Origin of the sequence: Streptomyces sp. NPDC050418 (assembly GCF_044458745.1) — a bacterium.
GTDB lineage: Bacteria > Actinomycetota > Actinomycetes > Streptomycetales > Streptomycetaceae > Streptomyces.
Map to the genome: position 1 here is coordinate 485,815 of NZ_JBITIG010000003.1, position 15,326 is coordinate 501,140.

Below are 15,326 nucleotides of genomic sequence, written 5' to 3' on the forward strand. Positions count from 1 at the left end.
ACAGATCATGTGGCGCAGTGGTGCGGCAACGGCAGCGAGTGCTGAAGGGCAGGGCAGCAGGCAGTGACCGTCGATGACTCGGGCGCCGGTACCGGTTCCGGCTCCGCGACCGCGCACGCGGACGGCCACGCCGACGGCCCCGACGAGGAGCCGGGCCCCCGGCCCGTCGACCACGCCGCGCAGCCGCCCGCCGGGGCCGAGCCCGAGACCGACCCGCTCGCGCTGCGGCTCGAAGGGCTGATCCTCGGGGCAGAGCGGCGCTACACACCGTTCCAGGCGGCGCGCACCGCGGGCGTCTCGATGGAGCTCGCCTCGCGGTTCTGGCGCGCGATGGGCTTCGCGGACATCGGCCAGGCGAAGGCCCTCACCGAGGCGGATGTGCTCGCGCTGCGCCGCCTCGCCGGTCTCGTCGAGGCGGGGCTGCTCAGCGAGGCGATGGCCGTGCAGGTCGCGCGCTCCACGGGGCAGACCACCGCGCGCCTCGCCGAATGGCAGATCGACTCGTTCCTGGCGGGCCTCACCGAGCCGCCCGAGCCGGGCATGACCCGCACCGAGGTCACGTATCCCCTGATGGAGCTGCTCCTGCCCGAGCTGGAGGAGTTCCTCGTCTACGTGTGGCGGCGGCAGCTCGCCGCGGCGACGGGCCGGGTCGTGCAGGCCGCGGACGACGAGGAGATGGTGGACCGGCGCCTTGCCGTCGGCTTCGCGGACCTCGTCGGCTTCACGCGTCTGACGCGCCGTATGGAGGAGGAGGAACTCGGCGAGCTGGTCGAGGCGTTCGAGACCACCTCCGCCGACCTCGTGGCGGCGAACGGCGGGCGGCTCATCAAGACGCTCGGCGACGAGGTGCTCTTCGCCGCGGACGACGCGGGCACGGCCTCCGAGATCGCGCTGCGGCTCATCGAGACGATGGCGGGTGACGAGACGATGCCGGAGCTGCGGGTCGGGATCGCCTTCGGCACCGTGACGACCCGGATGGGCGATGTGTTCGGCACGACGGTGAACCTCGCCTCGCGCCTCACCTCGATAGCCCCGAAGGACGCCGTCCTGGTGGACGGGGCGTTCGCGCAGGAGCTGCAGCGGGCCGGTGAGGCGCCGGAGTCCGAGGCGGAGGCGGCCACGGAGGCGGAGAAGGCGCTGGCCGCCGGGGAGACACCGCCGGCGTACCGGTTCGCGCTGCAGCCGATGTGGCAGCGGTCGGTGCGAGGGCTCGGGATCGTCGAGCCGTGGTTGCTCACCCGGAGGGGGTGAGCCTTCGGGGGCCTCGCCCTCGGACCCCCCACTCGGCGGAGCCGCAAAGTGTCACAGCCGGACTTCGTTCGGATGGCCTCGGACGCCGGCCGGGCTGATTCTGGGCAGATGGCAGAAGACGACCGTTTGGCCGGAGTTGTGCGGGTTGCGCAGGCGATGGCCGCCGCGCACAGTCCGCGTGAGTCCTGGCTGGCCGCGGCGCACGGGGCCCAGCGCGCGCTCGGGGGGAGCTTCGCCGCGCTGTCCGTGTGGGAGCGGGAGCGCGGGCGGCTGAAGGTGCTTGTCAATGCCGGGGAACGGACCGCGGGGGAAGAGGAGTTCCCGGACAACGAGACGTATCCCGTGCATCAGTTTCCGGAGATCACCGAGTTTCTGCATGAGCGCTGGGCCGGTGGCGGCGAGCCCAACGCGTGGGTGGAGACCGCGGACGGGCCCGCGGGCGGCGCGGCCGGGTACTGCCACCAGAGGGTCGCGGCCCTGCGGCGGCGCGGGCGCGGCTGCTGTGTCGTCGCACCGATCGTGCTGCACGGACGGGCCTGGGGCGAGCTGTACGTGGCGCGGCCCGCGCAGGCCCCGGTGTTCGACCGCGGCGACGCGGACTTCGCGACGGTGCTCGCGGCGGTGATCGCGGCCGGGCTCGCCCAGACCGAGCGCCTGGAGGAGGCGCGGCGGCTCGCGTTCACCGACGCGCTCACCGGGCTCGCCAACCGGCGTGCGGTGGACGCCCGGCTCGACGAGGCCGTGGAGGCCCACCGCCGTGACGGCACGGTGGTCTCGCTCGTCGTCTGTGACCTCAACGGCCTCAAGCGCGTCAACGACACCCACGGCCATGCGACCGGCGACCGTCTTCTTGAGCGCTTCGGCTCGGTGCTCTCGCTGTGCGGGGCGATGCTGCCGGGTGCGCTCGCGGCGCGGCTCGGCGGGGACGAGTTCTGCCTGGTGTCGGTGGGTCCTCCGGCCGACGAGGTGGTACGGGTCGCGGACGAACTCTGCGTACGGGCCCTGGACTTGGACCTCGGCGAGGGCGTCGCGTGCGGGGTGGCCTCGACGGGCGACCCCATCGGCCCGGTCCGCTCGGCCCGCCGCCTGTTCCGCCTCGCGGACGCGGCCCAGTACCGGGCGAAGGCGGCACGCTCGACGAAGCCGGTGGTGGCGGGGCGGGAGGGGCCGGACGATCCGGTGGTCCGCCTTGCCGACGCTCCAGAGCGGAAGAGGCCTGGGGAGCGGCGGCGGTTTCGGCGGTAACACCCAGCCCCGCCGGGGGCCCATGCAGGGCGCCTCCGGCGGGTGCCGCTGTGCCCACCCGTGCCGCCCTGCGGCACGACTGCCCACAGCTGGGTGAGCGGATTACGCCAGCGGCCCCGTCACCTTCTCCACCGCGGCCAGCAGCTCCCCGTCCCGTACGAACGTCTCCGCCGCCGCCAGGTCCGGCGAGAGGAAGCGGTCGGGGCCGGGGCCCGCCACGCCCGCCGCCCGGGCCGCCGCGATGGCCGCCGAGGACGCCGGCGCCGGGGTCAGGCCGGTGCGCAGTTCGATCGCGCGCGTCGACGCGTACAGCTCGATCGCGATCACCCGCGCGAGGCTGCCGACGGCCGTACGGAGCTTGCGCGCCGCCGACCAGCCCATCGAGACGTGGTCCTCCTGCATCGCGGAGGACGGGATCGAGTCCGCCGACGCGGGGACCGCGAGCCGCTTCATGTCGCTGACCAGCGCCGCCTGCGTGTACTGGGCGATCATCAGGCCCGAGTCCACACCCGCGTCGTCCGCGAGGAACGGCGGCAGGCCGTGCGAGCGGTTCTTGTCGAGGAGGCGGTCCGTGCGGCGCTCGGTGATCGACGCCAGGTCCGCCGCCGCGATGGCGAGGAAGTCGAGGACGTACGCGACCGGCGCACCGTGGAAGTTGCCGTTGGACTCGACGCGGCCGTCGGGCAGCACGACCGGGTTGTCCACCGCGGAGGCCAGCTCGCGCGAGGCGACGAGCGCGGCGTGCGCGAGGGTGTCGCGGCCCGCGCCCGCGACCTGCGGGGCGCAACGCACGGAGTACGCGTCCTGGACGCGTGGGGCGTCGTCCTGGTGGTGGCCGGTGAGGCCCGAACCCTCCAGGACGGCCAGCATGTTGGCGGCCGCGGCACCCTGGCCCGGGTGCGGACGGATCGCGTGCAGCTCGGGCGCGAGCACCTTGTCCGTGCCGAGCAGCGCCTCCAGGGAGAGCGCGGCCGTGATGTCGGCGCTCTTGTAGAGCTTCTGGAGGTCGTCGATGGCCATGAGCAGCATGCCGAGCATGCCGTCGGTGCCGTTGAGGAGGGCCAGGCCCTCCTTCTCGCGCAGCTCGACGGGCGTGATGCCGTGCGCGGCGAGCAGCTCGCCGGCCGGCCGGATCTCGCCGTCGGGGCCGTACGCGTCGCCCTCGCCCATCAGCGCGAGCGCGCAGTGCGACAGGGGCGCGAGGTCGCCGGAGCAGCCGAGGGAGCCGTACTCGTGCACGACCGGGGTGATGCCGGCGTTCAGCAGGTCCGCCATGGTCTGCGCGACCTCGGGCCGTACGCCCGTGTGGCCGGAACAGACGGTCTTCAGACGCAGGAACATCAGCGCGCGCACGACCTCGCGCTCCACGTGCGGGCCCATGCCGGCGGCGTGCGAGCGGACGATGTTGCGCTGGAGCTGTGCGCGCAGTTCCTGGCTGATGTGGCGCGAGGCGAGCGCGCCGAAGCCGGTCGAGACGCCGTAGACCGGCTCGGGCTTCGCGGCGAGCGCGTCCACGATCTCGCGGGCCTTCGCGAGGGCGGTGACGGCCTCGGCGGAGAGCTCGACGCGCGCGTTCTCACGCGCCACGGCGATGACGTCGGCAGGGGACGTGCCGGTGGTCCCGAGCACCACGGTGTGCATAGTCATATTCAGCACCCTACGGACTGAATCGCCTTCTGTCACGGGTGGATTCCGGGAGCACCCATTACAGCGGCGGAGGCGGGGTCGAGGAGAGGTTCCGTGTACGCCCGCGGCCTGCCATGATGCCGATGACCGTGAACGTACGTTAACGCGCGACCCGGAGGTCCCCATGTCCCCGACGTCCCCGGCGGAAGAGGCAGCAGTGCCGGAGGAGCGCTACGGCGAGTTCGTGGCCGTACGCCGCCACGGCCATGTCGCCGAGTTCGTACTCGACCGGCCCAAGGCCATGAACGCGGTGTCGAGCGCGATGGCCGCCTCGATCGGCGAGGCCTGCGCCGCCCTGGCCGCCGACCGCGACGCGCGCGTCGTCGTGCTCACGTCGTCGCACGAGCGGGCCTTCTGCGTGGGCGCGGACCTCAAGGAGCGCAACTCCTTCACCGACGCCGATCTGCTGCGCCAGCGCCCGGTCGCCCGGGCCGCGTACACCGGAGTCCTGGAGCTGCCGATGCCGACGATCGCCGCCGTGCACGGCTTCGCCCTCGGCGGCGGCTTCGAACTCGCCCTGTCCTGCGACCTGATCGTCGCCGACACCACCGCCGTGGTCGGTCTTCCCGAGGTCTCCGTCGGCGTCATCCCCGGCGGCGGCGGTACGCAGCTGCTTCCGCGCCGCGTCGGTGCCGCCCGCGCGGCCGAGCTGATCTTCTCGGCGCGGCGCCTGGAGGCGGCCGAGGCACGGGAGTCGGGGCTCGTGGACCAGCTCGCCGAAGCAGGGCAGGACCGTGCGGAGGCGCTCGCGCTCGCGGCCCGTATCGCCGCCAACTCGCCCGTCGGACTGCGCGCCGCCAAGCGCGCGCTGCGGCTGGGGCACGGGCTCGATCTGCGCGCGGGCCTCGAAGTGGAGGACGCGGCCTGGCGTTCGGTCGCCTTCTCCGGCGACCGGGCGGAAGGCGTCGCGGCGTTCAACGAGAAGCGTGCGCCGCAGTGGCCGGGTGAGTAGTGCTCACGCTCCGTGATCGCGGATCCGGGCAGCCCGACGGCTCAGACGCCGACGACGCGGCGCCGGCTGAGCGCGATGATCCCCACGCCGGAGATCAGGAAGGTGAGCCCGCCCGCGATGTACGGGGTCGTGTCCGTGGACCCCGTCTCCGCGAGACGCGTCCCGTCGGCCGTGGCGGGCTCGGCGGCGGCGGACTGCGCCGAACTCCCTCCGGCCTGCGGCCGGTCGGCGGCGGAGGAGTCCGCTACCACCTGTTCCTTCTGCTCCCCGCCGGCGGATGCCGAGGGGACGAACCACAGGGCGCCGAGCAGGGAACCTGCGGCGGTGGCGGTGAGCAGCGAACGGCGTGCGGATGACACGGAGTGATCCCCTTGTGGTGCCGGTGGTTTGGCCGTGTGCCGCGATGGTAGTGAACCCAGCGGGTCGCGCGAAAGTGGAGGGCGGCTTTCGACTTACTCTCCGTGCATGAACACCGCTGAGACATCCCGTTTCGTACGCCTACGGGTGGAACTCGTCCTCGAGGTCACCGACGAAGGCACCCTGACCGGCGCCGCACTCGACCGCATCGGCGAGGACGCCTATATGCCGGACGAGGAGCGCACCCACGCCGAGTCCGCCGTGCGCGAGGAGTCGGCCGAGGCCCTGGCCTATCTGGTGGACCCGTTCGACCTGGTCGCGGAGGTGCCGGGCATCGAGCTGCACCAGGCCTCCTGGAGCAGCGAGGCCGTGGACCACGATCCCGACGACCCCGACTGGGACGAGGACGCGGCGGACGACTTCGAAGAAGCAGACGAAGAGTACGAATCAGACGAACCGTCCGAACGCGATGAGAATCACACGCAGGCGTACGGAGCGACACCGATCGGGGCGTAGGCTCTGGGGATGAATCGGAACCCCGGCTCAGCGGACCTGTCGGACCGTTGGCCGGGGTTCCGTCGTCCGTGTCCTGCCTGTTGGAACGGCTGCGTACGTGTCCTGGACCACATCGGCTCCCGAGATGGAACCGGACGAACTGGTACGCGTGTTGTAAGGGTGTGCGGAGTTTGACTCCGTCCGGGGATAAACGGGGACATACAGGGACTTCCGGGGATTCGGCAACGATGGAGAAGCGTGTGAAGACGGACAGCAAGCGGCGCAAGGGTCTTGTGGCCGTGTCCGCCCTGCTCGGCGGCGTGCTCGTGCTCTCGGCCTGCAGCAGCGGGGACGACGGCGCGAAGGGCAAGGACTCCAAGCAGGAGAAGACGGACGAGGCAGCTGCGAAGGACACCTCGGCCGCCCGAATATCCGTCACGCCGAAGAACGGCAAGAAGAACGCGTCGATCAACAACGCCGGTCAGGTCACCGTCAAGGACGGCAGCCTCACCGAGGTCACGATGACGACCTCCGAGGGCACCGCGGTCGCCGGTTCGATCTCCTCGGACAAGAAGTCCTGGAAGCCCGACGCCCAGTTGGAGCGCGCGACCACGTACAAGGTCAGCGTCACCGCGAAGGACTCCGAGGGCCGCGAGGCGCACGAGAACGCCACGTTCACCACCGTCGCCCCGACCAACAGCTTCATCGGCAACTTCACGCCGGAGGACGGCTCCACGGTCGGCGTCGGCATGCCGGTCTCGATCAACTTCGACAAGGCGATCGAGAACAAGGCGGATGTCCAGAAGGGCATCACCGTCACCAGCAGCAGCGGCCAGGAGGTCGTCGGCCACTGGTTCAACTCGACGCGGATCGACTTCCGGCCCGAGGACTACTGGAAGGCCGGCTCCACCGTCACGCTCGACCTGAAGCTCGACGGGGTCGAGGGCTCCTCCGGTGTCTTCGGCGTCCAGCAGAAGTCGGTCACGTTCAAGATCGGCCGCTCGCAGGTCTCCACGGTCGACGCCAAGACCAAGCAGATGACCGTCACCCGTGACGGCAAGGTCATCAAGACCATCCCGATCTCCGCAGGTTCGCCCGAGAACAAGACGTACGAGGGCCAGATGGTGATCTCCGAGAAGTTCAAGGAGACCCGGATGAACGGTGCGAGCGTCGGCTTCACGGACGACGACGGCAAGGGCGAGTACGACATCAAGGACGTGCCGCACGCGATGCGTCTGTCGACCTCCGGCACCTTCATCCACGGCAACTACTGGGGCAAGGGCATCTTCGGCTCGGCCAACACCAGCCACGGCTGCGTGGGTCTCGCCGACGCCAAGGGCGCGAACGACAAGGGCACCCCGGGTGCCTGGTTCTACGACAACTCGATGATCGGTGACGTGGTCGTCGTCCAGAACACGGGCGACAAGACGATCGCCCCGGACAACGGGCTCAACGGCTGGAACATGAGCTGGTCCGAGTGGACGGCCGGCTCCCAGGCCTGACCCGGCACAAAGACCCCCTCGGGATCCCCCGGTGGCCCGTACCTCGTACGCGAGGTGCGGGCCACTTCCCGTACCGGGCCCGGCGTTCGAGCGGTGTCGGCGTTCTCATCGCGCTCTCACGCGGCCCTTATCCCGCCGTCACACACCGTTTCTACCTTCAGCCGCATGTTCTTCACCTACTTGCGGCGTGAGCTGCGCCGTCGCAGAAAGGCGGCGCTCGTCGTCGCCTCCGGGCTCGCGCTCGGCATCGCACTGGTCATCGTCGTCAACTCCGTCTCCGCGGGCATGAAGCAGGCGCAGGGCGAGGTCCTCGAATCGCTCTACGGGCTCGGTACGGACATGACCGTCACCAAGGCCCAGGAGGAGCCCGAGGAGGGCGGGGCCGTCAAGCGGCCGCGGTTCAAGTTCGACGCGAGCGACGGCGGTGAGCAGTCCAACGACCAGCTGATGGTGCAGGGCTTCGAGACGCTCAAGTCCTCGACCGTGGACACCGTCGCCGGGCAGGACGGCGTCGCGGACGCGGTCGGCGGGCTCAGCCTCACCAGCATCTCCATCAGCGGCGACTTCAAGCCCGGCCAGATGCAGCCGGCCCAGCCCGCGCAGCCAGGACAGCAGGGCGGCAAGGGCGGCTCCGGTGAAGTCCGGGGCGGCGGCGCCGACTTCGGCGTCAACTCCTTCACCGTCTTCGGCACGGACGTCACCGAGCCGGACCTCGGCCCGCTGACCTCGTCGACGCTGACGAAGGGCCGTACGTTCAAGGAGTCCGAGACCGACGCGAAGGTCGCCGTGGTCGACTCCGCATACGCGAAGAAGGAGGACCTGGCGACCGGGGACAAGGTCACCGTCAAGGGCGAGAAGTTCGAGATCGTCGGCATCGCGACCGCCGACAAGGGCCAGGCCGCCGCCAACGTCTACATCCCCCTGAAGCAGGCGCAGACGCTCGCCGACGCCAAGGGCAAGATCACCACAGTGTATGTGAAGGCCGCGGACTCGCAGGAGATCGCGGCGGTCAAGGACGCGATCCAGGACAACGTCCCGGACACCACGGTCACCACCTCCGAGGACCTCGCCGAGACCGTCTCGGGCTCCCTGGACACCGCGGCCGACCTCGCCTCGAACGTCGGCAAGTGGCTCTCGTACGTGGTCCTCGCGGCGGCCTTCCTGGTGGCGGGCCTGCTCACGTCCTCCGCGGTCAGCCGGCGCGTCCGCGAGTTCGGCACGCTCAAGGCGCTCGGCTGGAAGTCGGGCCGCGTCACCCGCCAGGTCGTCGGCGAGGCGCTGGTCAACGGGCTGATCGGCGGAGTGCTCGGCATCGGCGTCGGGCTCGCGGGCGCGTACGCCGTGACCGCGATCTCGCCGACCCTGACCGCGGAACTCGGCGGCGGCCTCATGGGCGGCGGACCGGGCGGCAGCGCAGGCGGCGGGCTGCGCGTGGCCGGGCCCGGCGGCGCGGGCGGCCCCGTGCAGGAGGCCGGTCAGCGCACCCTCGACATCGCGCTCGGCGCCCCCGTCAGCCTCGCGACGATCGCCCTCGCGGCCGGTCTCGCCATCGGCGGCGGTCTGATCGCGGGCACCTTCGGCGGCTGGCGCGCCGCACGGCTGCGCCCGGCGGACGCGCTGCGCCGCGTCGAGTAGACCCTCGCGGGCCCCCAACTCCCGTACCCCTGACGACCGTTCCAGGAGTCATCCACCATGTACCACCTCAGAGGCGTCACCAAGACCTACCGCCGCGGCAAAGCGACCGTGCAGGCGCTCGACGGCGTCGACCTGACCATCGAGGACGGCGGCCGGCTCGTCATCCAGGGCCCCACCGGCGGCGGCAAGTCCACGCTCCTGCAGATGCTCGGCGGTCTCGACCGGCCCACGTCCGGGCAGGTCGAGCTCGACGGCACCGACCTCGCGGCGCTGCCCGAGGCCCGGCTGACGCGGGTGCGCAGCGAGAACATCGGCTTCGTCTTCCAGTCCTTCAACCTCATCCCGACCCTCACCGCGCAGGAGAACGTCGAGACAGCCCTCGTCCCGCTCCGGCTCAAGGCGCGCGACCGCCGCGAACGGGCCGCCGAGGCCCTGGAGTCCGTGGGGCTCGGCGAGCGGCGCGGGCATCTGCCCGGCGAGATGTCCGGCGGCCAGCAGCAACGCGTGGCGATCGCCCGTGCGCTGGTCAAGCACCCGAAGGTGCTGCTCGCCGACGAACCCACCGGCAACCTCGACGAGTCGATGCGCGACGAGATCATGGAGCTGCTCGAAGGGCTCTGGAAGGAGCACGGTCTGACCTTCGTGATGGTCACGCACGACAGCGCCATCGCCCGCCGCGCCCCGCGCCTCGCGACGATCAGGAAGGGGCGGCTCACGGTCAAGGAGCAGGCTCAGGCCTGAAACGGTGGGCGAGCCCCACCGTCGTAAACCGGCCGTCACCTTCCTGACACCCTTGAGCTGCACATCTCCCCCCGGCATACTCCGTATCTCCGGGGGGAGCAGAGCACGTTGAGCATGGTGGGGACCTTGCGACCCCTGGTTCAGGGCGCGCCGATCGCGGCGCAGCAGCCCGCTGAGCTCCAGGGGGAGACGTGCGCAGACAGACGAAGAGAGCCGGTATAACGACGGTCGCCGTGGCGGCCGCCGTCGCGCTGGCGGCGGGCATGACCGGCCCGGCCGCGGCAGCGAAGCCGGCGGTGGCCGGAGCCGGGGCTCCGGCCGCCGAGTCCGGGCCCGTGCAGCGTATTCAGCTGATCACCGGCGACCGCGTGGTCGTCGATGCGAAGGGCGAGCCGGTCGGCTACGAGCGGGCCGAGGGCCGCGCGAAGATTCCCGTCTCGGTGAAGCGGGCGAACGGGCACACCTTCGTGGTGCCCTTCGACGCCCGCCGCCTGATCGCCGAAGGCAGGCTGGACCAGCGCCTGTTCGACCTGACGGTCCTCGCGAAGGCGGAGAACCGCAAGGTCCACAAGGACGGCCTGCGGCTGATCGTCGGCTACAAGGGCGCCGCGGCCGCCGCCAAGTCCGATGTACGGGACGCCGGCGACACCAAGGTCCGCAGGACCCTGAAGACCCTGAACGCCGAGGCCGTGAGCACCCCGCGCCATGACACGACCGAGCTGTGGGAGGCGCTCACCAACGAGCAGAGGAGCGGCGCCCGTACGACCGCCGCCGGCGTCGGCAAGGTCTGGCTCGACGGGGTCCGCAAGGCGAGCCTCGACAGGAGCGTGGCGCAGATCGGCGCCGACAAGGCGTGGGCCGCGGGCTACGACGGCACGGGCGTGAAGATCGCCGTGCTCGACACGGGCATCCGCGCCGACCACGCCGACCTGAAGGACCGGATCGTCGGCGCGCGGAACTTCTCGCCGCCGCCGCCCGCGGACGGCGAGACCGAGCCGGGACCGGTCGACCCGGACGCCACCGACGACAAGTACGGCCACGGCACGCACGTCGCGTCGATCGCGGCCGGTACGGGCGCGGCCTCCGCCGGAAAGTACAAGGGCGTCGCCCCGGGTGCCGGCCTGCTCAACGGCAAGGTGCTCAACGACCAGGGCTACGGCGAGGACTCCGCGATCGTCGCCGGCATCGACTGGGCCGTCGCCGAGGGCGCCGACGTGGTCAACCTCAGCCTCGGCGGCCCCGACAGCCCGGGCACCGACCCGCTCGAGGCGGCCGTGGACCGGCACTCGCGCGAGAACGGCGTCCTGTTCGCCATCGCCTCCGGCAACGACGGTCCGGAGACCCTCGGTTCGCCGAGCAGCGCCGAGACCGCGCTGGCCGTCGGCGCCGTCGACAAGAGCGACAAGCTCGCCGACTTCTCCAGCACCGGCCCGCGCGTCGGCGACGGCGGCATCAAGCCCGATGTGACCGCGCCCGGCGTGGACATCACCGCGGCCGCCGCGAAGGGCAGCCTGATCGACCTGGAGAACGGCGTCCCGCACCCGGCGCCCGGCTACCTCACGATCTCCGGTACGTCGATGGCGACCCCGCACGCCGCGGGCGCCGCGGCCCTGCTCAAGCAGCAGCACCCGGACTGGACGTACGCCGAGCTCAAGAGCGTCCTCGTGGCCTCCGCCAAGGGCGGCGCGTACACCCCGTTCGAGCAGGGCGCGGGCCGGATCCAGGCCGACAAGGCGCTGACGCAGACGGTGTACGCCGACCCGGTGTCGCTGTCGTTCGGCCTGGCCCAGTGGCCGCACACCGACGACCCGCTGCTCACCAAGAAGCTCACGTACAGGAACACGGGCGACGAGGACGTCACCCTCGACCTGTCGGTGAAGGGCCTCGACCCCAAGGGCCAGGCCGCTCCCGCCGGCTTCTTCGCGCTCGGCGCGGCCGAGGTGACGGTGCCCGCGGGCGGTTCGGCCGCGGTGGACGTCACGGTCGACACCAAGCTGGGCGGCACGCTCGACGGTTCGTACTCCGCGTACGTCACCGCGACCGGTGGCGGGCAGAGCGTGCGCACGGCGGCGGCGGTGCAGCGCGAGGTGGAGTCCTACGACGTCACGCTGAAGCACATCGGCCGCGACGGGCAGCCCGCGACGGCCTTCGACTCCGACCTGGAGGGCATCAGCGGCCTCGCCGCGCAGCGCAGCTTCGACGCCGACGACGAGGGTCCGGCGACGGTCGAGCTCCGCGTCCCCAAGGGCGGTTACCTGCTGAACGCCGCCATCATGACCGACCCGGCGGACTTCACGAAGGGCGCCGACTGGATCGCCCAGCCGAAGCTCTCGGTCACGAAGAACACCACGATCACCCTGGACGCACGCGCGACCAAGCCGGTGAAGCTGACCATGCCGGAGGCCTCCGCACGCGCCGAGTTCGCCTCGCCCGACTGGTCCTACGACACCGACCACACCTCGTACTCCTTCGGCTGGTTCCTCGACGGCTACCAGAACTTCCGCACGCTGCACCTGGGCCCCGAGGTCGCCGACGGCGCGCTCTCGCAGCGCTGGGACGGGCACTTCCTCAAGGGCGCGAGCACGCAGTACTCGGTGGTCTACGGCAAGAAGGTCACCAAGCTCGCGACGGGCTGGACCAAGACCGTCAAGAAGGGCGACCTGGCCCGCCTCAAGGTCGGCATGGGGGCGTCCGTCCCCGGCAAGCAGGGCCGTGTCTACGCGTACGGGACGCTGCCGGGCAGCTCCGGCTCCTCGGCGCTCGGCGCGATGACGGACCTGCCCGGCACCCGCACGCTGTACGTGTCCGTCGCCGACAAGGTGCGCTGGCGCCTGGACTTCGACCAGTTCGGCGGCCGGGTCGACGAGCAGGGCTGGCCGGTCGAGGAGGCGTCCTACACGCTGGGCGCCGCGCAGACGTACGCCGGCGGCAAGACGTACGAGAAGACCTTCAACAACGCGGTGTTCGGGCCGAAGCTCAACTCCGGTCTCGGCGTCTACCGGCAGGGCAACGAGATCTTCGGCTCCCTGCCGCTGCTCGGCGACGGCAAGAACCACACCGGTGGCGCCCCCTTCTCCTCGGTGAAGACGGTGCTCTACCGCAACGGCGCCAAGCTCGGCGAGAACGACAACCCGCTCAACGGCTACCCGAGTCAGGACGGCTACCCCGGCGAGGGCAGCTTCAAGGTCCCCTCGGGCGAGGCCTCGTACAAGCTCACCACCTCGGCGAAGCGGGATCTGACCGTCGCCCGGACCACCAGCAAGGTCAACGCGACCTTCACCTTCAAGTCGAAGAAGGTCACGCAGGCCAAGCTGCCCGTCTCCGTCGTCCGCTTCTCGCCGGCGCTCGCCCTGGACGCCACGGCGCCCGCGGGCAAGAAGACGACGATGCCGGTGACGGTGCAGGGCGCGGCTGCCGGGAAGAACCTCAAGTATCTGAAGGTGTACGTCAGTTACGACAACGGCAAGACCTGGAAGAAGCTGACCGTCACCAAGGGCAAGGTCGCGTTCAAGCACCCGGCCAAGGGCAAGTCCGTCTCCTTCCACGCGAAGCTCGGCGACAGGAAGGGCAACACCACGGCCATGTCGGTCTACGACGCCTACTACGGCAAGTAGCCCAACTGGCTTGCGCCTGACGCGAGTTGACGCGGCCCGCAGGAACCGGAGAGGTTCCTGCGGGCCGCTGTCGTGACGTAGCGTCCGGGGCATGAGCAGCAACCGGACGGTCGAATACATCCGCTACTCCCTGCCCGCCGACGACGCCGACGCCTTCATCGCCGCGTACACCCGCGCCGCCGAGTCACTCGCCGCATCCGAGCAGTGCGTCGACTACGAGCTGAGGCGCTGCGAGGAGGAGCCCGGGAGCTTCATCCTGCGGATCACCTGGACCTCCACCCGCGACCACCTGGAGACCTTCCGCGCCTCCGCGGAGTTCCGCGCGTTCTTCGCCGAGATCAGGCCGTACGTCGAGCAGATCACCGAGATGCGGCACTACGCCCCGACCGGGGTGGCGGGCCGCGGCGCGGCCGTACCGTCGCTCTACGCGTGGGCCGGGGGAGCGAAGGCCTTCGAGCGGCTCACCGAGGCGTTCTACGCCCGCGTCGTCGAGGACGACCTGCTCGGCGAGCTCTTCCGCGACCTGCCGCACGAGCACGCGGAGCATGTCGCGCTGTGGATCGCCGAGGTCTTCGGCGGCCCGGCCACCTACGGCGAACGCCTCGGCGGGCACGCCGGCATGGCCGCCAAACACCTCGGCAAACGCATCACCGAACCGCAGCGCAGGCGCTGGGTGAACCTGCTCCTCGACGCCGCCGACGAGGTCGGACTGCCCACGGACCCCGAGTTCCGCTCGGCGTTCGTCGCGTACGTGGAGTGGGGCACGCGGATGGCGCTCCACTACTCCAACGACGTACCCGCCGACTCCACGCCTCCCCACGAGCCCATGCCGCACTGGGGCTGGGGCGAGCCGGGCGGTCCCTACCAGCCCTGACCCCCGGGGTCCGGCCCGCTCAGGCCCGGTCCTCCGGCTGCGGGGTGCGCTCCGCGGCCGCGTCCGTGCCCCAGCTCATCAGGAGCCGCAGCGCCTCGGCCGACGGTGAGCCGGGCTCCGCGTGGTACGTGGACAGGCACTGCTCCGCGTCGTCCGCGAGGTTCAGCGTCTCGTACGACAGGGTCAGCTCGCCGACCAGCGGATGCTGCAGGATCTTCGTGCCGTGGCCCTTCTCGCGTACGTCATGGGCGGCCCAGATCCTGCGGAAGTCCTCGCTCTTCACGGACAGCTGCCCGACCAGCGCCGACAGCTCCGGATCGTCCGGGTGGCAGCCCGCGTCCATCCGCAGATAGCTCACGACATCGCTCGCCTTCTGCTCCCAATTGACCCGGAACAACGCCCTGACCTGCGGATTGAGGAAGATCATCCGGGCCCAGTTGCGGTCCTCGCGCTGCCACGACGCGAAGTCCCCGAAGAGCGCGGCGGCCGCGCGGTTCCACGCCAGGATGTCGGTGCGCCGGCCCACGACATACGCGGGCACCGCCTCCATCGCGTCGATCAGCTGCTGCAGCGCGGGCCGCACCTGCTGACGCGCGCCCGTGCGGCGCTTCTTCTTGTGCTGCTTCGGCTGCGTGAGATGCAGCAGATGCGCGTGCTCCGCGTCGTTCAGCCGCAGCGCCCGCGAGATCGCCTCCAGGATCTCCGTCGACACGTTCGCGCCGTTGCCCTGCTCCAGGCGCGTGTAATACGCGACGGAGACCCCCGCGAGCTGCGACAGCTCCTCGCGCCGCAGCCCCGGCACCCTGCGCCGGTGCCCGTAGTCCGGCAGCCCCACGTCGGCGGGCTTGAGGCGGGCCCGCCGCGTCCGCAGGAACTCGCTCAGCTCCGCCCGCCGGTCCAGCGGGGTCTCGGCGGGTGTGGGTTCCTGGCTGCTCATGCTTCCCAGTATCACTCCGGCATACGAGGCGATCCTG

Annotated in this window: 12 protein-coding genes; 9 read left to right on the top strand and 3 right to left on the bottom strand. The window is 71.2% G+C overall.

Going from position 1 to position 15,326, the window contains the following annotated elements; translation table 11 throughout:
- Window positions 1-63: 63 nt before the first annotated feature.
- Together ACIBI4_RS09685 and ACIBI4_RS09690 are read left to right on the top strand one after the other, a co-directional pair.
- Entirely contained in the window at window positions 64-1,251 is a 1,188-nt protein-coding gene (locus ACIBI4_RS09685) for an adenylate/guanylate cyclase domain-containing protein (protein WP_399203105.1), read from the top strand.
- A 108-nt stretch (window positions 1,252-1,359) separates the two neighbouring features.
- Entirely contained in the window at window positions 1,360-2,496 is a 1,137-nt protein-coding gene (locus tag ACIBI4_RS09690) for a diguanylate cyclase domain-containing protein (RefSeq protein ID WP_399203106.1), read from the top strand.
- Between the two features lie 102 nt (window positions 2,497-2,598).
- Here ACIBI4_RS09690 and hutH read toward each other — a convergent pair whose 3' ends face one another.
- Window positions 2,599-4,137, bottom strand: a complete 1,539-nt coding sequence (gene hutH / locus ACIBI4_RS09695; RefSeq protein WP_399203245.1) for a histidine ammonia-lyase — start codon at window positions 4,135-4,137, stop codon at window positions 2,599-2,601.
- A gap of 169 nt (window positions 4,138-4,306) precedes the next feature.
- Between hutH and ACIBI4_RS09700 the strand changes: the two genes are divergently transcribed.
- The gene (locus tag ACIBI4_RS09700) at window positions 4,307-5,134 is read left to right on the top strand and encodes an enoyl-CoA hydratase/isomerase family protein (protein WP_399203107.1); all 828 of its coding nucleotides are present in this window, start codon (window positions 4,307-4,309) and stop codon (window positions 5,132-5,134) included.
- Between the two features lie 41 nt (window positions 5,135-5,175).
- Here the strand turns inward: ACIBI4_RS09700 and ACIBI4_RS09705 are convergent, their stop codons facing one another.
- Window positions 5,176-5,493 carry an LAETG motif-containing sortase-dependent surface protein gene (locus ACIBI4_RS09705; RefSeq protein WP_399203109.1) on the bottom strand — a complete coding sequence of 106 codons (318 nt, stop codon included), beginning with the start codon at window positions 5,491-5,493 and terminating at the stop codon, window positions 5,176-5,178.
- A gap of 106 nt (window positions 5,494-5,599) precedes the next feature.
- On the opposite strand from ACIBI4_RS09705, the gene ACIBI4_RS09710 reads away from it, so the two are divergent.
- The 6 genes from ACIBI4_RS09710 to ACIBI4_RS09735 all read left to right on the top strand — a co-directional run bounded on the left by ACIBI4_RS09710 (window position 5,600) and on the right by ACIBI4_RS09735 (window position 14,352).
- Window positions 5,600-6,007, top strand: coding sequence for a hypothetical protein (locus tag ACIBI4_RS09710; RefSeq protein WP_399203110.1), 408 nt, complete (start codon window positions 5,600-5,602; stop codon window positions 6,005-6,007).
- A 227-nt stretch (window positions 6,008-6,234) separates the two neighbouring features.
- Window positions 6,235-7,488, top strand: coding sequence for an Ig-like domain-containing protein (locus ACIBI4_RS09715; protein WP_399203111.1), 1,254 nt, complete (start codon window positions 6,235-6,237; stop codon window positions 7,486-7,488).
- Between the two features lie 165 nt (window positions 7,489-7,653).
- Entirely contained in the window at window positions 7,654-9,123 is a 1,470-nt protein-coding gene (locus ACIBI4_RS09720; protein WP_399203112.1) for an ABC transporter permease, read from the top strand.
- Window positions 9,124-9,180: 57 nt separating this feature from the next.
- Window positions 9,181-9,864 (top strand): ABC transporter ATP-binding protein, encoded by a 684-nt coding sequence (locus tag ACIBI4_RS09725; protein WP_399203113.1) that lies wholly within the window; start codon window positions 9,181-9,183, stop codon window positions 9,862-9,864.
- A gap of 191 nt (window positions 9,865-10,055) precedes the next feature.
- A complete protein-coding gene (locus ACIBI4_RS09730) occupies window positions 10,056-13,478 on the top strand; it encodes a S8 family peptidase (RefSeq protein WP_399203114.1) in 3,423 nt (1,140 codons plus the stop codon).
- A 91-nt stretch (window positions 13,479-13,569) separates the two neighbouring features.
- A complete protein-coding gene (locus ACIBI4_RS09735) occupies window positions 13,570-14,352 on the top strand; it encodes a group II truncated hemoglobin (protein WP_399203115.1) in 783 nt (260 codons plus the stop codon).
- A 19-nt stretch (window positions 14,353-14,371) separates the two neighbouring features.
- On the opposite strand, the gene ACIBI4_RS09740 is transcribed toward ACIBI4_RS09735, so the two are convergent.
- Window positions 14,372-15,289, bottom strand: a complete 918-nt coding sequence (locus ACIBI4_RS09740; protein ID WP_399203116.1) for a helix-turn-helix domain-containing protein — start codon at window positions 15,287-15,289, stop codon at window positions 14,372-14,374.
- Window positions 15,290-15,326: the final 37 nt, after the last annotated feature.

Bases quoted from the DNA above. Each gene is read 5' to 3' on its own strand.
- ACIBI4_RS09690 (WP_399203106.1), top strand. From the start codon at position 1,360: ATGGCAGAAGACGACCGTTTGGCCGGAGTTGTGCGGGTTGCGCAGGCG.
- hutH (WP_399203245.1), bottom strand. From the start codon at position 4,137: ATGCACACCGTGGTGCTCGGGACCACCGGCACGTCCCCTGCCGACGTC.
- ACIBI4_RS09700 (WP_399203107.1), top strand. From the start codon at position 4,307: ATGTCCCCGACGTCCCCGGCGGAAGAGGCAGCAGTGCCGGAGGAGCGC.
- ACIBI4_RS09710 (WP_399203110.1), top strand. From the start codon at position 5,600: ATGAACACCGCTGAGACATCCCGTTTCGTACGCCTACGGGTGGAACTC.
- ACIBI4_RS09715 (WP_399203111.1), top strand. From the start codon at position 6,235: ATGGAGAAGCGTGTGAAGACGGACAGCAAGCGGCGCAAGGGTCTTGTG.
- ACIBI4_RS09720 (WP_399203112.1), top strand. From the start codon at position 7,654: ATGTTCTTCACCTACTTGCGGCGTGAGCTGCGCCGTCGCAGAAAGGCG.
- ACIBI4_RS09725 (WP_399203113.1), top strand. From the start codon at position 9,181: ATGTACCACCTCAGAGGCGTCACCAAGACCTACCGCCGCGGCAAAGCG.
- ACIBI4_RS09735 (WP_399203115.1), top strand. From the start codon at position 13,570: ATGAGCAGCAACCGGACGGTCGAATACATCCGCTACTCCCTGCCCGCC.
- ACIBI4_RS09740 (WP_399203116.1), bottom strand. From the start codon at position 15,289: ATGAGCAGCCAGGAACCCACACCCGCCGAGACCCCGCTGGACCGGCGG.